Here is a 20,821-nt window from a genome sequence, read left to right on the forward strand (position 1 = left end):
TGGAAGAAACAATGATTAAGCAATATTTCTCATATGCTCTTGGGGCGTTTGGACATGACGCCTTCTACGCAACACTGAATACTTATTTTGCAATGTTCGTTACCAGTGCCCTCTTTGTTGGGAAGGGAGCTGCGGCCGAAGCCGGAATCGTTACGACGATGGTGGTGGTTATTCGGTTGATTGAAATTGCCTTTGATCCCATGATTGGGGGAATGGTTGATAACACTGATACCAAGATGGGGAAGTTCAAACCGTGGTTGCTTGCCGGAGCCATTGTCAGTTCCGTTGGGTTGATTCTCATGTTCTCTAGCCTATTCGGGTTAGCGGACTCTAACCGGACGATGTACTACTTGCTCTTCGGAATCGTCTTCGTAATTATGGATATCTTCTATTCCTTTAAAGACATTTCATTTTGGTCCATGTTACCTGCCTTAAGTGTTGACACGAAGGTGCGCAACAAGTTCGGGACGGTTGGTCGTTTTGGCTCAACTTTAGGTTCCCAAGGGGTCATCATTGTGGTTGTGCCATTGGTTACCTACTTCTCAATGAAGTTCTCAGGCGCCCGTGGTGGTGCTGAGACTCGTGCCGGTTGGTTAGGGTTTGCCATTGTTATTGGGGCTGTTTCTCTGTTAGGGGCCTTAGCAACCTTCTTCGGTACCAAAGAAACGAAGAGTTTGATTCGAGAAAACACTGAAAAGACGCGTTTCCGTGACGTCTTTAAGGTCATTGGTGAAAATGATCAGTTGATGTGGTTAGGGTTGTCCTACCTGTTGTTTGCCTTAAGCTACGTGGTCACCAATTCACTCTTGATCTATTACTTCCAGTACGTAATCGGTAACGGTAAAGCCTATAGTGTTATCGGTGGTGTTACCGCACTCTTAGGTGTTATCTCCGTGCCACTGTTCCCATTCATCGTTTCTAAGATTACTCGGCGGGGCGTGTACGTCGGTGGTATCTGCATGATGCTGGTCGGTTACATTCTATTTAATCTTGCTGGCACCAACATCATTATGATGTACATTGCCGATGCCGTCTTCTTCTTCCCATACCCAATGATCTTCTTGGCCGCACTGATGACCATCACGGACAGTGTGGAATATGGGCAGTACAAGAACGGGACGCGGAATGAATCCGTAACGTTGTCCGTACGGCCACTGATTGATAAATTAGCGGGAGCCTTCTCAACTGGAATCGTGGTTATCGCGGCCGTTCAAGCCGGGATGACGGGGAATGCCAAGCCAAGCGACATCACGGCCCACGGGATGTTTATCTTCCATTCCTTCATTTTCTACATGCCAATGATTTTATTGATCATTTCAGCATTGATCTACCAATTCAAGGTGACCTTGTCAGAAAAGAAGCACGCTGAGATTGTCCGTGAACTAGAAAAGAAGTTGGAAACTGAAGAGGCTGAAGAAGATAGCCAAGCCACTAAGTAACGGCTTTGCTTGACTGAACCGTAAATTAAAAATGGAATTACTGGAAGGGGCTGTGGCGGATGTGTCACAGCCCCTTCGTGAAAAGAATAGATTACAGTTTACCAGGTAATAAGAGTCTAGCGCCAAGGAAAGCGCTTTATAAATCGTTGACATTGCCGCTGAAAGCGGTTATGATGACTGTAGTAAAACTTTACTAAAAACTTTATTAAGGAGTTAATTGCCATGGATTTCGCCAGCTTAGCAACTGAATACCAAGAAAAATTTGATGTCGCCCCACAACGGGTGTTCTTCTCTCCCGGCCGCATCAACTTGATCGGTGAATACACCGACTTCAACGGTGGGCACGTCTTTCCGTCTGCAATCAGTATGGGCACCTACGCCGCATTTTCGGCGCGTGATGACCGTCAGTTCCGGGTCTATTCCGCTAACGTGCCAGGTGCTGGGACGTTAGCGTTCTCACTGGACAACTTGGCCTTTGACAAGGCTGACAACTGGGCCAACTACCTCAAGGGAATGTTGTTCGAGCTGGCGAAGCAGGACCTAACCATCGACCATGGTTTTGACCTCTTCGTTCATGGGAATTTACCCGACGCTTCCGGATTGTCCTCATCGGCTTCAATGGAAATGTTGATGGGTGAGATTCTCCACGCAGCTTACGGGATGAAACTCGATGAAGTTGAAATGGTGAAGGTCGGCCAGCAAGTTGAAAATGATTACTTTGGGTTGAACACGGGAATCATGGATCAATTTGCAATCGGCATGGGGAAGAAAGATCAAGCCATGCTGCTGGATACGAACACCTTGGACTTCCAATACGCGCCACTAGAATTAGGCGAGTACGTCGTGGTGATTATGAACACGAAGAAGCGGCGTGAGTTGACGGATTCCAAGTACAACGAACGGCGCGCTCAGTGTGAAGAAGCGCTTCGTCGGCTTCAAACGAAACTGGATATCAAGACATTAGGCGATCTCAGCGAAGATGAATTCGATGAGAATGCTTACCTGATCAACGATGATATTTTGATCAAGCGGGCCCGTCACGCCGTTTTTGAAAATCAACGGACGTTGAAGGCTTACGAAGCATTGAAGGATAACGACTTAGAACGCTTTGGCCATTTGATCAATGCCTCGCACATTTCTTTACATTACGACTTTGCCGTGACGGGTAAGGAACTGGATACGTTAGTTGAGACGGCTTGGGAACAGCCTGGCGTCTTGGGTGCACGGATGACCGGTGCCGGTTTTGGTGGCTGTGCCATTGCCTTAGTTAAGAAGAGCAATGTTGATGCCTTCGAAAGTGCCGTTGGTAAGGTCTACGAAGACACGATTGGCCACCCTGCAGAATTCTACGTTGCCGAAATTGCGGACGGTCCTAAGGAAATTAAGGATTAATCAATTAAAGTCTGAAAGATGAAATTCAAGTCTTATCCCAGTATTGGCAAACATTCGCGCCGTTAAATTGATCTAAATTAGGCGCACTCCGGTTGCCAGGGATTGTGTTTTAGCACGACAACAGTTGGAAAGCGAGGCTGCTTAGTGATTTCGTCCAATTGAAACCGATTGTGGTAGTCATTATCACAAATTGGTTGAGAGCACAATGTAAGCCGTGAGGTCGGCAGATATGGGCTCAGGCGCGTCGTTCTACTTAGTCAGTAAGCGAACTTCTTACTGGCTTAGTAGAAAACCAAGCTTGTAGACTCGGTTCTTTCGAGGCTTCAAGTTGTGTTCGCACCGATCCAGCCCATATCTGCCGACCGGTAAGGCGACTCAGTCACTATGTGGTATAGCTTTGATTCTAATAGGTTAATCAATTATGGTAAGGATCTTGGCGTTGCACGAAAACGCCTAGTAAAATAGAAATTGTAAATGCGTCAGCAAACATTAATTTGAGGAGGAATTGATCAATGACAGTTTTAGTCTTAGGTGGTGCCGGTTATATCGGCTCGCACGCCGTCGATCGTTTAGTTGAAAAAGGTTACGATGTTGCCGTCGTCGACAACTTGGTAACGGGACATCGGGCCGCAGTGAACAAGAAGGCACGGTTCTATGAAGGAGACGTGCGTGATCAAGACTTCTTGAACGGTGTTTTTGACAAAGAAGATATCGAAGGGGTCATTCACTTCGCTGCCTTCTCCGTGGTGCCAGAATCCATGAAGAAACCGCTGAAGTACTTTGATAACAACACGGCAGGTATGGTCTCCTTGTTGGAAGTCATGAACAAGCACAACGTGAAGCGCATCGTCTTCTCATCAACGGCGGCGACTTATGGTGAACCTAAGCAGATTCCAATCAAGGAAACTGACCCCCAGATTCCAACTAACCCCTATGGTGAAAGCAAGTTGATGATGGAAAAGATCATGCGGTGGTCTGACGAAGCTTACGGCATTAAATTTATCGCCTTACGTTACTTTAACGTTGCCGGTGCCAAGGAAGACGGCAGCATTGGTGAAGACCACCATCCAGAAACCCACTTGGTCCCAATCATCTTACAAGTAGCTGCTGGTGAACGGAAAGAATTGTCCATCTTTGGGAGCGACTACCCAACGAAGGATGGGACTAACGTGCGGGATTACGTCCACGTCGTTGATTTAGCCGACGCGCACATTTTAGCGCTGGAATACCTGAAGGCCGGTCACGACAGCGATGCCTTTAACCTGGGGTCTTCAACTGGGTTCTCCAACAAAGAAATGCTGGAAGCCGCGCGTAAAGTTACCGGGAAAGAGATTCCTGCAACGATGGCCCCACGGCGTGCTGGTGACCCAAGTACCTTGATTGCGGCTAGTGACAAGGCACGGAAAGTGTTGAACTGGAAGCCACGTTTTGACAACGTTGAAGACATTATCCGGACGGCTTGGAACTGGAAACAAACGCATCCACAAGGCTACAACGACCGGACTGAGGAGAAGTAAGCCATGGCTGAAGATACAATTCAAAAATTTATTGATTACATCGTGTCTTCACCGGCACCTTACACGGAACTCGATCGGCAGTACGTCACGAACCGGATCTTCGCTTTGATTGGCGATGGTGAGGCCAAGGCTGCCACGGCAGATACGCCCATCGACTTGGTCAATGCATTGATTGCAACGGCGATTGCTCACGGCAAGATTGAAGATTCCCCGAGTCCTAAAGAAATTTTGGAAGCACAACTGATGGATTTGATGACGCCGCTACCTTCTGCCGTTAATCGCGGTTTCTGGGATCGGTATCAGGAGAGTCCAACTAAGGCGACCGACTGGTTCTATCAGTTAAGTCAAGACAACAATTACATTAAAACGCGAAATATTGCGAAAAACGTGGTCTTCCCGGCCAAGACACCGGCGGGTGAGCTAGAAATCACCATCAATCTGTCCAAACCAGAGAAGGACCCCAAGGCCATTGCGGCAGCCCAGACGCAGAAGCAGACGAGCTACCCCTTGGATCAACTGTGTATGACTAACGAAGGGTACTTGGGCCGACTGGGTTATCCCGCACGTAGCAATCACCGAATCATTCGGTTGATGTTGGGCGGCGAAACCTGGGGATTCCAGTACTCGCCATATGCCTATTTCTCAGAACACGCGATCTTTCTCGCCAAGGAACACCGGCCAATGGTCATCAACCAGCACACCTTTACCAACCTTTTGGAAATCGTGCGGACGTTGCCGACCTACTTTGTCGGGAGTAATGCTGATCTGCCAATCGTTGGCGGGTCCATGCTGACCCATGATCATTATCAAGGGGGGAAGCACACCTTTCCAATGATGAAGGCACCGATCGACCGACCAGTCGACTTGGGTGTGGCTGGTGTTACAGCGGGCATCGTGCAGTGGCCAATGACCGACATTCGGTTGACCGGGAGTCAGCCCGAAGCGTTGATCAACGCCGCTACAAAGGTGCTGAATAGCTGGATCGGTTACTCTGATGAGTCCGTTGACGTGCGGGCCTACACGGATAACGTCCGGCACCACACGATTACACCGATTGCGTACCGTGATGGTGATGACTATGTTCTGGACCTCGTGTTACGGGACAACCAGACGTCTGCACAGTATCCAGATGGCATTTTCCATCCACATCAAGATATGCAACACATTAAGAAGGAAAATATTGGGTTGATCGAAGTCATGGGCCGGGCAATTTTGCCAGCCCGACTCAAGACGGAAATGGCTGAAGTCACCAAGTACCTGCTGGACCAGCCGAACCAGATGGCTGACATGCATCAGGCATGGGCTGATCGTATCAAGCAGAACCACACGTTGACGGCAGAGAACGTCACGGCGGTCTTGCACCAAGCCATTGGTGACGTCTTTGCTCAAGTCCTTGCTGACGCAGGGGTCTTCAAGCGTGACGCTAAGGGTCAAGCCGCGTTAGACAAGTTTATCGCACAGATTTAGATGTTCCAATAACAGCTGTCGGGAAAGCCGCATCGTGGTGGACTCCCCGACAGCCGTAGTGCGGATCAGTCAGCTTAATTTAAAGGAGGTGATGGCAATCGCAGCTACGCTAAAAGATATTGCGAAGTCGGTCGGTGTTTCGCTGGCCACGGTATCGCGCGTTTTGAATTATGATCGAACGCTGTCGGTCAGTGAATCGACCCGTAAGCAGATTTTTGAGGTCGCCGAAGAGCTGAACTACAGTAAGCTCAAGCACCGAGCGGCCGCACCAGCTAAGCAGCTTAAGATTGCCATCGTTCAGTGGTATTCCAAAACCAAGGAACTCGATGACTTGTACTATATGTCGATTCGTTTGGGCCTGGAGAAGCGGAGCGATGAGCGCCATTTCTTAGCGACCAGAACGTTTCAAAATGATTTGCAGGCCATTGAACCTGACGTTGACGCGATTATTGCCATCGGTAAATTTAGTGATAAACAGGTTGCAGCGATGGCGCAGTTAACACCGAATCTGGTATTTGTGGATCAGAATCAACTTTGTCACGGCTACGATAGTGTCGTCACTGACTTTCAGTTTGCCGTTCGTCAAGTTGTCGACTTCTACTGGCAACGTCATCAACGAAAAATTGGTTTGTTGTATGGAACGGAGTGGACGACGGACGGGCAACTGGAAGTGGTTGATCCCCGTTACAAGGCCTTTAAGCAAGAGATGAGGGCCCGGGATGCCTTTGATGAGCGCCTGGTCTTTGCGGGCGACTACACGAACCATTCCGGCTATCAGGAGATGCAAACGGCGATTGCGGAGTTGGGCGATCAGTTGCCTGCGGCGTTCTTCGTGACCAATGATCCAATGGCAGCTGGCGCACTGAAGGCCCTGCACGAGAACAATATTGACGTGCCGGGTAGGGTTAGTTTGTTTAGCTTCAATGACACCACGATCGCCAAGTATGTCTTTCCCGAATTAAGTAGTGTCCACGTGAATACCGAGCTCCTAGGGGCAACGGCCGTCGACTTAGTGGAGAATCGTCTCCAGACGGGGCGGACGACGCCACAACTCGTCACGATTGGGACGACGCTCGTTCCGCGCGAAAGCACACAGCCGGCAGCAAATGAAAAATAAATAGGAAATGATAAAGGACGTTGTTCACAACAGACTAACCAGTCTGCAGGTGGCAACGTTTTTTTATTTTGGATAATTGGCCAATACGGGCTGGAAACTAACGCGCCTATTTAGCAGTTCACTTTAGTCAGTTGGGGATTGAAACGAAAGGTCTCAAAAAAATAAAAAAATTTTTTTGAACCGGCAAAATTGTGACCGGTTTAATTGTATCCAAGGTAGGTCGTTTACTACTTAGGGAAATTAGCGTTTGGAATGGCATGGGCTGACCGGTTAAACGGATTTATCAATTTTTACCCACTTACAATTAACTGCTAGGGAAGAAAACTTGTGTCGCACCCGTTAATTATGTTACATAGCGACTCAAGTCGAAATGTCTAGGGAAAATCCAACTTTTTCTATATATTGTATTCACATCTCATTTTTGATACCATATATGGTGCATTCTTATGGACGGGAGAGATTGATATGATGAATACAACAACGACCGCAGCAGTTACGTTGACGGCTGATTTTATTGAAAAAACGGAGCAGGAGGTGACGCCACATTGGGGTGAACTGGGCTGGGTCACTTATAAACGGACCTATGCACGGTGGCTACCTGATCAGCAACGCAGCGAAGAGTGGCCCGAGACGGTCAAACGAGTGGTTGAAGGCAACATCAATCTGGACCCCCGACTACATACGGATAACGTCGATGCCCAAGTGGTAGCTGACTTAACAGAAGAAGCACAACGGCTCTTTAAGCTGATCTATGGCCTAGCCGCCACACCTTCTGGCCGGAACCTCTGGATCTCCGGGACCGACTACCAACACCGCAATGGAGATGCCTTAAACAACTGTTGGTTCGTCGCGATTCGGCCACAAGCCTATGGCGACAGTCACATTGTGCCGAGTTATTTAAAGCCCGACCAGATTGCGGCATCCATGCCATTTTCCTTTATGTTCGATCAACTGATGAAGGGTGGCGGTGTCGGGTTTTCCGTCACACCGGCTAACGTCAAGCAGATGCCGCAAGTCGATCAATCGGTTGATTTGACCATTGTGATCGATGCCGCCAGTGCCTCTTACGATGCTTCTGTGGCCTTGGGCGCTGTGGATCGGTCAACCTGGATGCACAGCCATTCCTTGGCTGACGCACGCTATTACCGGCTGCCAGACACCCGTGAAGGCTGGGTCCTGGCAAATGCTAACATGATCGATGCCCACTTCAATGGCAGCAATCCTGACCATAAGACGCAGGTCGTCCTAGACATCAGCGATATTCGGCCAAAGGATGCGCCCATTCATGGATTTGGTGGAACGGCTTCTGGCCCGATGCCCTTGGTCGAGATGTTGTTTGATAGCAACCAAATTTTAAACGATGCGGTGGGGCGGAAATTGACCGCCGTCGACTGTACGGACTTGGGCAATATGATTGGCAAGACCGTCGTTGCCGGCAACGTGCGGCGTTCAGCGGAACTCGCCTTAGGTGGTGCCGAAGATGATGACTTTATCACCATGAAGCAAGATAAGGACAAGCTCTACCATCACCGGTGGGCCTCCAACAACAGTGTTGCGGTTGATAGCCAATTTAACGACTACCAGCCCATTGCCGATTCCATCCAACACAATGGGGAACCCGGAATCGTCAACCTGGAGTTGTCAAAGAATTACGGTCGGTTAGCCGATGGTCGCCAAGAAGGCATTGACGGCGCCGTTGAGGGAACCAATCCGTGTGGCGAAATTTCGTTGAGTAACGGGGAGCCCTGCAACTTGTTTGAAGTCTTTCCTAGTGTTGCTGAAGAACAAGGGTGGGACTTGGAAGCCGCCTTTGGTCTGGGCGCACGGTATACTAAACGGGTCACGTTTAGCCACTACGACTGGGAAGTCTCCCGTAAGGCCATCCAGAAGAACCGGCGGATTGGGGTCTCCATGTCAGGAATTCAGGATTGGATCTTAAAGACCTTCAAGCAACGGGTGGTCACCGGTTTTGAGGCCAAGAAGGACGCCGTAACGGGCAAAACGATCATGCAACCAATTTACAATCAGGCAGCGGTTAAACGCGTCAACGACTTGTATCAGGCCGTCGTTCAAGCTGATAAAGACTACTCGAAAACGTTGGGCTGCCAGCCATCCATCAAACACACCACGGTCAAGCCGTCTGGAACGGTGGCGAAGCTGGCTGGGGTCTCCGAGGGGATGCATTTCCACTACGCTCGTTATCTGATTCAACGGATTCGGTTCCAAGACAGTGATCCCTTGTTGCCAGCCTTAAAGGCCTGTGGCTACAAGGTCGAACCCGATGTGTACAGTCAAAATACGATGTGCGTGGAGTTCCCGGTGAAGGCGGCCCATGCTGACGAGGCTGCATTTGCGTCTGCCGGTGAGGTGCCAATGGCGGAGCAATTTGCAACGCAAGCCTTTCTGCAAACGTACTGGTCCGACAACGCCGTGAGTTGCACGGTGACCTTCCAACCCGAAGAGGGCCAGGACATCAGCAGTCTCTTGACGCAGTACCGCAACACAATCAAGTCCACGTCTTTACTCCCATACAGTGGGGCGGACTTCAAGCAAGCACCGAAGGAACCCATCGACGAAGCAACGTATCGGCAACATCGCGCTCAGATTACGGGTGATGTGGCCACGACCTTTGCCAAAATGACGGGCCATCACGATCAGAAGGATATTGAGCTGGTCGACCAGTCCGACTGTGCAAGCGGCGCCTGCCCGATTCGGTAAGTTTTTTGAAAATATAGCCACGAACTTGTAGAAGCATTGATCGTAACTAGGTCAATGCTTCTTGTGCTATCCGGGGAAGTCGCCTTACCGGCCGGCAGATATGGGCAGGATCGGTGCGAATGCTGACCACTACTGGCCTGAGAATTTAAGCTTCAATCTTTAAGTGGTAAGTTTAAGCTGGACTATTTCCGCCAGGTGGGTCAGAATGCAGGCAGAGAGATAATGGTTAAGTGACACACACATAATTGTAAGCAATGAAGGGATGGTAAACATGAAGATTTATACGCGGGTCGGGGATCAAGGGATGACGAAACAGGTCAGTGGCAAGATGGTTTCTAAGACAGACGCCCAGATTGTGACCCTGGGGGATATCGACGAACTCCAGTCTTACCTGGGGGTCGTGGTCGCGAGTCTGAAGCCGGACCAAACCGATTTGATTGATGAGCTAAGTGAAGTTCAACGGAAACTCTACGTGGTGGAGGCCGACATCAGTGTAAAGCGCCATCAAGAAATGACGCCAGCCGATACGACGCATTTGGAAGCACGGATTGATGACTTTATCGCCAACGCGCCTGAGCTGAAAGAGTTCATCTTACCTGGTGGCTCACCAGCAGGCGCCAACATCCATTACGCCCGGACGGTGGCTCGACGTGCGGAACGCTCAGCCGTTGCGCTCAACGCAGAACAGCCTTTAGAGCCCGCTATCCTGACCTACCTCAACCGGCTGTCAGACTATTTCTTCGCCATGGCCCGGTACGTCAATCATCAGGACGGCTACGAAGAAATCCTGAGCAATAAGGAAAAGGCAGACCGCAAGGCAGCTCGGGATGTTAAGCGTCAAGCCAAGAAATTCTAGCGACTGCCTGGTGGCGCACGTTTCGACACGATAATGGCAAAAAATAAATCAGCATTTTCAGAGAGGCAAGGAGAGGAGCCTTCTGAAAATGCTGATTCTTGAGTGATGTCCCAGACGCGCACAGTCAATCTCTTGTGCGCGTGTAGACAGCACGTTTGTTAAGATATACGGAATTGCTAGGGACGTCTTTGTTCACCAAGGTTGTGGCTCCAATAACGGCCCCTGAACCGATGGTCACGCCATCAAGAATGGTGACGTCTGCGCCGATCCAGACATTATCCGCAATGCAGATGCCTTGCTGGGTAACACCTTGCGCTTTAATCGCGGTCGCTTGACTACGGAAATTGTGGTTTTCAGCAATGATCGTTACACGGGGGCCGATCATCACGTTCTCGCCAATTGAAATTGACCCAGCGCACCCAATGTATCCGCCTGGTCCTATGGAACTATTTTTTCCCATCTTTAAGCCGAAACCAATATCACCTACGCCATAATAACTGCTAGGTCTGATTTCTACATTTCTTCCAATCGTCACGTCGTCAGCAAAAGAGATGCCATGCGTTGACAAACCTTGGATCTCAGAAAAGTCTTCAAATTTCACTCTGCTTCCCACGCTGATAGATCGCTTATTAAGCAGGGTGACGTGTTTGCCAACGAATAGCAGGCCCTTTCTCTTTTTGAAGAAAAAGCCTCTGAAAAAACCTCTAACACATTTTCGTAGAGCCGCCATATAGATACACAATTTATCCAATTTTGACAACTGATTATTCAACAATTTACAGGACCTCCAAGCCATCACAGGTTTTCGGGCGTCAAGCCGATACGTTAACGCGCGGTGCTAGTCGTCTAAGGGGGAGCTTTAGCCCCAATCGTCGCTAGTTGTTAACTGACGATAGTGCTGTTAAAAGCGGACCGTTTTTGACAGAACGCGCTAGACTGGGGCGACGCGTGGAAATTTGGGCTATCTTGTTACGCTACTTTAGAAGTTACCGCAAACGCGGAATTTTTGCTGGCTTTTTGATTCAATTCGGTAATTATGACGAAACGGGACTGATGCACACTACGCAAATGGTAGATGCGCCTTCAGAAAACGTCAACCGTTCGTAAAAAATGATTATTTTCAAATGCAGTCACCTTGATTGACTTCTCAGACCGGCATGGGATTAACAAATTTATACTTCCAATCAGGCGCTAAATAACTAGCCCCGGTTAGTCAGCGACAAGATTTTCAACATAAATAGGCTAGTTCGAATCGAAAAATTACGATTCGGACTAGCCTATTTGACTGACAATAAAATATTAATGGAATTGTGTTGCGAGCAGAGTTTCTAGTTAAGATGCGTTTGCAAGACAGGTTTCCTCAAAATCCTAATTATGAAAATGAGAGTGACTGCATTACCAGATCTTAACTCGGTCGGCAGGGGCAAGATACATGCCATCCCCGGGCTTAACGTCAAACGTCCGGTAGAAGTCGTCGAGGTTCTTGACCTGAACGTTGGCCCGGAGCTTAGCGGGGGCGTGCACGTCAATCGACAACAGCAATTGCATGTATTCCGTCGTAGCCTTCATCCGCCAAACGTTGCCCCAGTTGATGAAGAAGGCGCGGAGGTCGACATCGGGTTCGGACTTAGCGGCTTCAAGCGCACAGCTCAGGCCACCACCATCAGCGATGTTTTCGGAAACGGTTAACTTCCCATTGACCTTTTGACCAGCAAACTCGATGCCATCGAATTCTTTGATCATGGCTTGGGCGAGGTCCTTGAAGTGGGCGAGGTCAGCGTCTGTCCACCAGTTGTTCAGGTTCCCAAATTCGTCGAACTGCGAGCCATTGTTGTCAAAGGCATGCGAGATTTCGTGGGCGATAACGGCCCCAATCCCGCCATAATTAGCACTGCTGGATTGTTCCAGACTGTAGAAGGGTGCTTGTAAAATAGCAGCGGGGAAGACGATTTCGTTGTTCGATGGGGAGTAATAAGCGTTGACGGTGTCAGCACTCATGTCCCACCGGTCGCGGTCGACGGGGTGACCCCAACGACTGAAGTGGTTGTTGATGATGATTTCGGTAATCGCTTGTAAGTTGTCAAAGAGGGACTTGCTTTCGTCGATCTTAAACTTACTGAAGAGAGCGTCGATCTTGTCAGGGTAGCCTACCTTGATGGTCAGCTTCTGTAGCTTGACGATCGCCTTCTCACGGGTCGCGGTACTCAACCAATCGTTGGTCTTAAGCCGTTGTTGGTAAACGTTGGCCATCTTCAGTACCATTTGGCGAACATCAGCCTTGGCCTTTTCACCGAAGTATTTGCGACCGTAGTAGTCACCCACGACCTGACTGAAGGTACCAGTCGCGAGGTAGAAGGCGGCCTTTTCACGGGACTTGGCCTGCTTTTGACCGGATAAGGCGCGGCTGTAAGTCCCACCAACTTGGCGGAATTCTTCAGTCAAGGCACCACTGGCACCCATTGCCGTCTTGACCAGCATCCAACTCTTGATCAAATCGAAGTTAGCTGGCGACAAGATGTCGTTAGCGGCGTCAAAGAAGCGAGGCTGTGGCAAGATGACTTGGTCGGGCGTGTCGTTGATGAGGCCCTTAACGACAGCAGTCAGATCAATGTGGTCGAGTTTAGCATCGACATCGGCCAGCGGGAATGGGTTGTACATCTTCACGTAGTCGGCGGCTTCTTCGGACGACTTCACGTGAGGGGCAATCTGCGCATCGAACTGTTTCGCTTGTTCGACAATGGTGGTTGCCCGGTCTGCAGGGTAACCGGTGAGCTCAAGCAGTTTAACAGCCGTTTGGGTGAAGATTGGCAAGAGCTGTTTAGCGGCCGGATTATCCTTGGCATAGTAAGTCTTGTCGGGCAGGAAGAGACTCGGCGCGTCCACGTAAAGCGCGTACTGACTCGTATTCTTCATGTCGGCATCGATGCCTAAATCAATAGGCGTTGGCAGGTCCGTCTTGAACCATTCAACTAAGTGCGCGTTGAGGTCGGCGAAATCTTTGAGCGCTTCGATCTTAGCGAGCACGGGTTTGAGGGGCGCAGTGCCCACCTTTTCCCGTTCGTCGGCATCGCTGGTGAGGGTGTAGAGCTTCTTAAACTCTGCCATCTCAGAGTTGGCTGGTTCAAGCTTGCCGGCAAGTAGGTCGGCGAAGTCATGCATCAGTGTCTTTTCGATAGTGTCGGCTAGGTCACGGAAGCCCCCAGTCGTTGCGTGGTCACCAGGAATCGTTGCCTGTTCAGCCCACTTGCCGTTAACGGCCTCATAGAAATCTTGGGTAACTAGAGACTCGTCAACTGGAAACTGATCAGCGCCACCAGCTGGTGAAACAGTCATTAAATGGTTAAGTCGCATACGGAATCCTCCTTAAAATAATCGTTACAAACAGAGTAACCCTTTTAACGGCAAAAGGGAACTTTTTTATCATCAAAATCTAATGAAAGTGGGCCGCGCCTTACTGGCTGACTAAAAAATGGGTCCGGGACAGTATCCCAGGCCCATAGGGTCGAAACATAGACCAACCAGGAGTTTAGTTGACTGAGTTCTAGCAGGTTAATGCGTTCCCACCAGATCACGGCAACTCACTCCCAGCGGTTGACTTATTCTTCACCGAGAACCTTCTTCTTGGCATGCAGAACGGGGCGCCGGAACTTCGGCCGCGTCCGATCCCAGATGGCGATATTTTGTTGGTACTGGGTAAAGAAGTCGTTGATGTTTTCGGTGGTCAGATTAGTTGGAATCTGGTCCCAGGCTTCGGCACTCTGTAGAAAGGCTTGGCGAATATCGTGTTCAACGTTAGTCCCCTTGGTCGTAAGCCGCAGATACTTCACGCGGCGATCATCCAGCTTAGCCTCTTGCTCAACGAATCCATCAAGTAGTAGTGCCCGTAACTTACGGGCCGCAGCGGAACGGGTCGTGTGGGTCGCGTCTGCCAACTCACTCAGCGTAATGTTGCGTTGCTCATGAATTTGTTTCAGCAGTAAATACTGTTCGAAGCTTACCGAGTACTGCCCCGTAATTTGTTCGGCGGCGTTGATCAACACCCGAAAAATTTCTCTGTACTGGCGCAAGAACGCTTCAAACACTCTCTCTTCATGTTGCATGGTAACTCCCCCCTAGGAAAAACATGGTCTGCTGGTTTGGTGAAGTTTGCTAATCAAATGACGGCTACTATTCACTACCTCAGCATACCGTTATTATGCCGCCTGATTGGTGGGGATAAAAATGATTGCGCTTGGAGACGGTGGCTAAGATAAGTCACCTTGTATTCTAAGGAGTAAAGGTAAGCACTTATTGTGCAGGTTGAAGGAAGGCGAGGGTGTCGGTTGGCTGCCAGATGTAGCGGTCGTCACACCGGTAACCGCGCAGCCAAAGGGTATCGTTGATGCGCCGCAGGTAAAAGCCTTTCGGTAGGTCCGGGTCGTCATCTTCAATCGGTGACATCACCGTTATTGCCCCCTGAGGCGCTTCATGCTTGCTTAAAATGGAATTGGTGCTCTTAACTTGCGTTTGCCACTGTAGCCGCAAGTCAACGGCTAAGGCCAACGGGCAGGGCTGGAGACCAAGGACCTGGGCACGTTGAAAAATGGCGGGGAGTGTAGCGGGGACGATCAGCCCCAGTTCGCCAATGGTGACGATTCGCAAGTGGGACGTTTGCCCAGCAGGCATGGCGTGAAAGCGGGGATCCTTAAATAAAGTCAGTGCGTGTGAATTTAACGAGATCTGTTGCGCGGCAAGTTCGGTTTGCAATTGCGCGGCAGAAAGCCCGCTGGTCGTTAAAGTGACGGTGTAAGCCATGGTCATCCCTCCTGAGGGTGAAAGAAAGGACCTAACGCCCAATGGAAACGGGCGATGAGGTCCTAAACGATTTAGATGCAGACGACGTGGTAGGGTGAAAAGCAAGCCTACTTCGTCATGTAGATGTAGAGGTGGTCGGTGGAAAAACCAGTGTTGAAGCGAATGCCATTTGAATGGATCGTCTTGGTAGTCGTCGAGGAGCTGTTCTTCTTGGCGTCCTTCAAGACTTTTTCAAACTTATTGATGACGATCTTCGGCTTAGCGCCTAAAGTTGTTCCCAGTAAGGCAAAGGTGGTCCCAAACTTCTTTTGGCCGGACTTGGTCTTCATTTGCTTAGTTGGGACGATCATGGCTAAGCCCATCAGCTTGCCGTCTTGAACGTTGCCCCGTACCGTGACATCCTTGGTGTCGATGAGATTCTTGACACCAGCAGTCGTGGTGGTGGGCAAGAGGTCATCTTTGGCCTTCTTTTTGGCCGTAGCCATCTGGGCCTGGAGTTGCTTAGCAGCAGCTTGTTGTTGCTGCATAGCGGCGGCAGCGGCAGTCGGATTGGTCTTAGCCAAAGCCGTTAATTTCTTCTTCGTGGCGGCTTGATTCTTTTGGGCCGCTTGGAGTTGTTTTTGGACCTTAGTGGGTAGGTAACTGCCGATCACCATTTGGTTGTATTTGGCGGCAATCTGCTTGTAGTTGCCTAAGGCCTTGACCTTTTTCACGGTGACGGTCTTGGTGGTGTTGCCGGCCGTAATGGCGACCTTCTGATCAGTGGTTGCGGCGGGAACTTGGAAGAAATAGGTGCCACCGTTAACCTTCGTACTGTGCTTCGGCCCATTTGCAATCTGGTAGCTGACCGTCTTGGCCTTGGCACTACCCTTGATGACTGCAGTCAAAGCAGTTGGGCGGTAGCTGGTCTTGTTCGTGGTGAGTGCATTATTCGAGCAACCGGCAAGGGTCAAAGCTAACAGACCCAGGGCGCCCAACAAAAACTTCTTCAATTATATCCATCCCTTTAGTGATTAATTTACTTGATTCATCTTACCACAATCTACCAAAGAAGCCAGAATGAGAATTGCCTAACATTTTGTGGGGAAGCCTAAAAATCTCGTGAAAAATGACGCAATTGGCTTTCCCTGGCGCACTAGAATTGTTATCATGAAGTTGTTGAAAGCGATACCACATTGATGGTTTACTATGGGAAGGACGGGATATTATGTATGAACGGATCTTAGTACCGATGGATGGCAGCAAGAATGCCCACGCAGCGTTGGTGGAGGCCACCAAATTAGCCCAAAAGTTAGGCTCAAAACTGTTCATCGTTTCCGTCGCTAGTGATCAGACCTATGCCCACTACGGCGCGGAATTCGGTAGCGAAATCATTACCCACTTCAAGGATTCAGCGACGAAGTTTCTTGAAAGTGCCGTTGAAGAAGTTAAACAACAGGGTGTCCCCGTTGAGACGAGCTTCAAAGTGGGACTTCCTAAACCAACCATTGCCAAGACTTTACCGGCGGAATTGAACACGACGTTGACCGTCATTGGTCGTTCCGGTGTCCACGGTTTAGGCAAGGCAATTATGGGATCCACCACCAATTATGTTGTTCAAAATTCAGAGACGAGTGTTTTGGTGGTTGATTAGGTTAATTTAGCAATTATTGAGAGGCGCAGTCCGGGTGACTGGGTCTCTTTTCGTGTTGGCCAGAAATTCGCGACCTTGGCCGCCTTACCGTTCGCCAAATTTGGACCGGAGCGCGGTGGGGAGGACGGCCAAAGCCTGAGAAGCGGTCTTTGGCCTCGCTTTGAGCCAGAAGATCACTGTCTCAAAGTCGCCATTTTTCAAGCAGAACACTTGAAAAATCCCACGGCTGGGTCCAAATTTGGCGCACTCACGGCTACTGAGCGTATTCACAAGTAGGTTGGAGCGCAATGCTTTGACGACTGCATTATTGTTAAGGATGAACGTCATTTGAGGCGGCTGGTGACGATTGTATTCGAATCAGCTTGGACTATATTTAGTGGGGGGCTAACACCGGCTTGGCAGAGTCGGTAGACGTGTTCAGCTCAAAATAAGCATAAAAAAACACACCGACAGTATCGGTGTGTTTTCAGTCATGGTTTCAGCTTACTTCTTGTTCTTTAACCAACGTTGTAAGTCTGAAATTTCGTCGCGGCGCTTCCGGTCCTTTTTACGGTTAACCTTCCGACGGCCTTGGACGCCATTTGGATGTGCTTTTCTCATTGTAAAAACCCTCGCTTAATTAAAATAACAATCGACTGTAAGTTTACTGGTTTTCCTAGCAAAATGCAAGCTCTATACAGGATTAACTAATTTTAAACCACCCGGAAGCGTTGACAGGGCAACGTTTACTGTGATTTGTTTAAAATTTTTATGGGTCCCCGACCAACCTGTCAGAAAGTGGTATATTGGAATCAATTCGCTAAACGGGCCAACAGCCTGTTGCCTCCTAGTGGTGTCGCTTGCGTCAGTTAACCGGGGCAGTGTGGCACCATTAACCGCAATCTAACGCGGTTAGGACGTGTATCGGGGACGACTCGGAAATGGGTGACCATCGTCATGGTGGGGAAGCTGGTTTCTTGTAAAAACCACGTTCTGTTTTGAATCACCCGATTATCAATTTTAGTGCCAATAGTTTTACATAGGCTTTAGTGCAACCAAACGAAATGTGCGGTATTGAACCCCATTGTGACTTAATATTTAGCTAGGGTCAATGGGGTGTGGTTAGTGACGGAACATCGTTGTTAGCGAGGGCTGACGTGGCGCGTCATTATTGGTTAGTCGCAAGGGCGTGAGGTACGGCTGAATGTTACGTGAATCTAAGGCGCAACTGAATTTAGTATCCAAGGAAAGGGACGGCGGGAATGCAAGTGTTAAAGACGAAACGCGGGTTGCTCTGGGCGTGGCTCATCGCCATGGTCGTGGGGGGCATTTTGGTATGGGGGACCGCGCACGATGCGGCGCTGTACCGTGACCCCATCATGCAGGTGACCCGTGTCAAGACGGGCAAGGCGTCTAAGGAGACCGATGATTTTCACAATGTCGATTACCAGACGAAACAGGTCCTCTCCGGAAAAATTTTAAATGGTAAATATCAAGGGCAACGCCTGACCGTCAGCAATGTGTACTCTTACTCCCAGGCGATGGATCAGAAGTATCATGTGGGAAGCCAACTCTTTGTGGTCGTGCACGACCACGATGGACAACGAGTGACCGCAACAGCTAAGGATAGTAAGCGCGACACCGCGTTAGTCTTTATGGTGTGGTTGGTCGTGGCCCTACTCCTGTTGATCATGCAATTCAGTGGCTTCATGGCCTTCCTGAGTGTGGCGGCGAATGGGGTACTTTTCTTTCTGGCCATCGTGCTCAACGGCTCGACTCAGGGCGCCCAGGTTTTGTGGATCTTCGGCAGTCTCGCCGTGGTCTTTGCGGCGCTAACACTGTGGCTGGTGATTGGGGCCAATCGGCAAATGCTGATCACGCTAGCGACTACGCTGGGAGGGACCGCATTTTCCATCGTCGTGGCGTTATTGGTCTTTCACCTGACGCATGAGCGCGGCATGTATTACGAGTCCATGCAGTACGTGACGCAATTGCCGCGCCCATTATTTCTAGCGGAGACGCTCTTGGGCTCGTTGGGGGCGGTCATGGACGAGTCGACGGACATTATTTCGTCCCTGTTTGCCTTGAAACGGGAGCGGCCGGAGCTGTCGGCCAATCAGGTCTTTAAGTCGGGCCGGCAGATTGGGTCGACCATCATGGGCCCACTGATCAACGTCTTATTTTTCATCTTCGTAGCGGATACGTTCCCGATGGCCATGCTGTACTTAAAGAATGGCAATAGTTGGGGCTACACGTTCTCGATGAACATGTCGATGGGCGTGGTTCAGAGCCTGATCAGTGGCATTGGAATCGTTTTGGCTGTTCCCCTCGCGAGTTTTCTGGCGAGTCGCTTCATGGATAAGAAGGTGACCGCATGAGTACGATTACGGTATTAGGATTGGTTTTGCTGGTCCTCATGGTTTTGGTCGGTGGTAAGGCTGGCGCGCAGTCATTTCTGGCGTTGATTCTAAACTTTGGTCTGCTATATTTGGCCATTGTCCTGGTCGCCTTCCACTTCTCACCGTTGATTGTGACGTTGGTCGTGGGGATGCTGGTGTTGGCCTTGACCATCTTCATGAGCAGTGGTGACGACCTCTCCAGCACCGTGGCGTTCATTGCTTCTGCGGTGGTGCTGGTGGTTCTGGTCCTGCTGATTGTGCCGGTGGAAAATTGGGCGTTGGTCCAGGGCTTCGGTCCCGAAGATAGTGAGGACTTGGAAGGCCTGTCGGTGCTGGTTGGGATAAAATTTGTGCAAGTCACGACCGCCACAGCCATTCTGAGTACGCTAGGGGCCATTGCGGAGGCCGCTATGGCCATTTCGGCCGGCCTCAGTGAGATTCTCGAGCAACACCCACAGGTGAGCACGACCGCCCTGTTAGGGGACGGTATCGACGTGGGCAAGCAGATCATTGGAACGACATTTAACACGTTGTTCTTTGGTTTCTTCGGTGGTTTCTTGGCCCTGTTCATCTGGTTTACGGGTGTCCACTACTCGTTTGGTGAGATTTTAAACGATAAGATATTTGTGTCGGAAATTCTGATGATTCTCTTCGCCATGGTCAGCGTGATCCTGACGGTGCCGATTACCACGTGGGTCATGACGCGGGCGGTAGCTGGGCAACGAAAACGGGTGGGCAAACAATAAATTGGCTCAACTGCCGCCTTACAGTTCGCCAAATTTGGACCGGAACGCGGTGGGGAGGACGGCCAAAGTGCCGGCTATGCCTGTTGTAGCAACAATTAGGCAACATAGTAGTTGCGTCGCCTTACCGGCCGGCAGATATGAGCTGGAACGGTGCGAACACAACTTGAAGCCTCGAAAGAGCCGAGTCTACAAGCTTGGTTTTCTACTAAGCCAGCAAGCAGTTCACTTACTGACTAAGTAGAACGACGCGCCTGAGCTCATATCTGCCGGCCTCTCGGCTTACATTGTGTTCTCGGTCGGCACTGAGAATGTCTGTAAACGTCGTTATCAAGTGCCCCCCAAAAACGTTAGATAATCGTGGACTGATAGTTGTAGCACGCCCGTAGACGGCAACTATAATGGAAGAGGTCTGCAGGTAGTGTTGCCAACTGGTTAAGGGGTAACCATCACTGTAAGGGATATCAGGACGATAATTTATTTTGCTAGTATTTGAGTGACACATTAGCATAGTAGGTTCAACGAAGTTAATTTAAAAAGTTTTCATTATCCCATGGTAGCGTTAGCGCAAGAATCAGATACAACCATTCCAGCCCACCACAGAAGAATATCAAACGAACAACATAGTTGGGAATTGAAAAGTAATGGGCAATGCCACTGCAGACACCGGCGATCACGGCGTCTTGACTGGAACGCGTTAAACTACTCATGGGGAGGACCTCTTTCTGTAAAGTGGTGTTTCCTGATGGTCCAAGTATATCATCGGG

General features: G+C 49.9%; 16 protein-coding genes. 10 read left to right on the forward strand and 6 right to left on the reverse strand.

Annotated features, from left to right (window positions below):
• Nucleotides 1-11 precede the first annotated feature (11 nt).
• The 7 genes from FAY32_RS00985 (at nt 12) to FAY32_RS01015 (ending at nt 10,506) form a co-directional block, all read left to right on the forward strand.
• Entirely contained in the window at nt 12-1,439 is a 1,428-nt protein-coding gene (locus tag FAY32_RS00985) for a glycoside-pentoside-hexuronide (GPH):cation symporter (RefSeq protein WP_143461463.1), read from the forward strand.
• 222 nt (nt 1,440-1,661) lie between these two features.
• Entirely contained in the window at nt 1,662-2,831 is a 1,170-nt protein-coding gene (locus FAY32_RS00990; RefSeq protein ID WP_143461464.1) for a galactokinase, read from the forward strand.
• Between the two features lie 512 nt (nt 2,832-3,343).
• Nucleotides 3,344-4,348 (forward strand): UDP-glucose 4-epimerase GalE, encoded by a 1,005-nt coding sequence (gene galE / locus FAY32_RS00995; RefSeq protein ID WP_143461465.1) that lies wholly within the window; start codon nt 3,344-3,346, stop codon nt 4,346-4,348.
• Nucleotides 4,349-4,351: 3 nt separating this feature from the next.
• Nucleotides 4,352-5,815: a UDP-glucose--hexose-1-phosphate uridylyltransferase gene (locus FAY32_RS01000; RefSeq protein ID WP_143461466.1), complete on the forward strand. Its 1,464-nt coding sequence runs from the start codon at nt 4,352-4,354 to the stop codon at nt 5,813-5,815.
• A 91-nt stretch (nt 5,816-5,906) separates the two neighbouring features.
• Nucleotides 5,907-6,932 carry a LacI family DNA-binding transcriptional regulator gene (locus FAY32_RS01005; RefSeq protein WP_143461467.1) on the forward strand — a complete coding sequence of 342 codons (1,026 nt, stop codon included), beginning with the start codon at nt 5,907-5,909 and terminating at the stop codon, nt 6,930-6,932.
• A 468-nt stretch (nt 6,933-7,400) separates the two neighbouring features.
• Entirely contained in the window at nt 7,401-9,650 is a 2,250-nt protein-coding gene (gene nrdJ / locus FAY32_RS01010; protein WP_143461898.1) for a ribonucleoside-triphosphate reductase, adenosylcobalamin-dependent, read from the forward strand.
• Nucleotides 9,651-9,921: 271 nt separating this feature from the next.
• Nucleotides 9,922-10,506: a cob(I)yrinic acid a,c-diamide adenosyltransferase gene (locus FAY32_RS01015; protein WP_143461468.1), complete on the forward strand. Its 585-nt coding sequence runs from the start codon at nt 9,922-9,924 to the stop codon at nt 10,504-10,506.
• Between the two features lie 124 nt (nt 10,507-10,630).
• Here FAY32_RS01015 and FAY32_RS01020 read toward each other — a convergent pair whose 3' ends face one another.
• The 5 genes from FAY32_RS01020 to FAY32_RS01040 all read right to left on the reverse strand — a co-directional run bounded on the left by FAY32_RS01020 (nt 10,631) and on the right by FAY32_RS01040 (nt 16,292).
• A complete protein-coding gene (locus FAY32_RS01020; RefSeq protein ID WP_143461469.1) occupies nt 10,631-11,302 on the reverse strand; it encodes an acyltransferase in 672 nt (223 codons plus the stop codon).
• A 599-nt stretch (nt 11,303-11,901) separates the two neighbouring features.
• Nucleotides 11,902-13,857 carry a M13 family metallopeptidase gene (locus tag FAY32_RS01025; RefSeq protein WP_143461470.1) on the reverse strand — a complete coding sequence of 652 codons (1,956 nt, stop codon included), beginning with the start codon at nt 13,855-13,857 and terminating at the stop codon, nt 11,902-11,904.
• Between the two features lie 245 nt (nt 13,858-14,102).
• A complete protein-coding gene (locus FAY32_RS01030; protein ID WP_048734987.1) occupies nt 14,103-14,606 on the reverse strand; it encodes a MarR family transcriptional regulator in 504 nt (167 codons plus the stop codon).
• Between the two features lie 187 nt (nt 14,607-14,793).
• Nucleotides 14,794-15,300: a hypothetical protein gene (locus FAY32_RS14835; RefSeq protein WP_225428261.1), complete on the reverse strand. Its 507-nt coding sequence runs from the start codon at nt 15,298-15,300 to the stop codon at nt 14,794-14,796.
• A 107-nt stretch (nt 15,301-15,407) separates the two neighbouring features.
• Nucleotides 15,408-16,292 (reverse strand): hypothetical protein, encoded by an 885-nt coding sequence (locus FAY32_RS01040; protein WP_143461471.1) that lies wholly within the window; start codon nt 16,290-16,292, stop codon nt 15,408-15,410.
• Between the two features lie 215 nt (nt 16,293-16,507).
• Between FAY32_RS01040 and FAY32_RS01045 the strand changes: the two genes are divergently transcribed.
• The 3 genes from FAY32_RS01045 to FAY32_RS01055 all read left to right on the forward strand — a co-directional run bounded on the left by FAY32_RS01045 (nt 16,508) and on the right by FAY32_RS01055 (nt 20,057).
• The gene (locus FAY32_RS01045) at nt 16,508-16,933 is read left to right on the forward strand and encodes a universal stress protein (protein ID WP_143461472.1); all 426 of its coding nucleotides are present in this window, start codon (nt 16,508-16,510) and stop codon (nt 16,931-16,933) included.
• A gap of 1,241 nt (nt 16,934-18,174) precedes the next feature.
• The gene (locus FAY32_RS01050) at nt 18,175-19,290 is read left to right on the forward strand and encodes a YibE/F family protein (protein WP_143461473.1); all 1,116 of its coding nucleotides are present in this window, start codon (nt 18,175-18,177) and stop codon (nt 19,288-19,290) included.
• Nucleotides 19,287-20,057 carry a YibE/F family protein gene (locus FAY32_RS01055; protein WP_143461474.1) on the forward strand — a complete coding sequence of 257 codons (771 nt, stop codon included), beginning with the start codon at nt 19,287-19,289 and terminating at the stop codon, nt 20,055-20,057. The genes FAY32_RS01050 and FAY32_RS01055 overlap by 4 nt, the downstream gene beginning before the upstream one ends.
• A 524-nt stretch (nt 20,058-20,581) precedes the next feature.
• On the opposite strand, the gene FAY32_RS01060 is transcribed toward FAY32_RS01055, so the two are convergent.
• Complete coding sequence (locus FAY32_RS01060; RefSeq protein ID WP_143461475.1) at nt 20,582-20,764, reverse strand: PspC domain-containing protein; 183 nt, start codon at nt 20,762-20,764, stop codon at nt 20,582-20,584.
• Between the last annotated feature and the right edge of the window lie 57 nt (nt 20,765-20,821).

Source organism: Levilactobacillus enshiensis (assembly GCF_007115095.1).
Taxonomy (GTDB): domain Bacteria; phylum Bacillota; class Bacilli; order Lactobacillales; family Lactobacillaceae; genus Levilactobacillus; species Levilactobacillus enshiensis.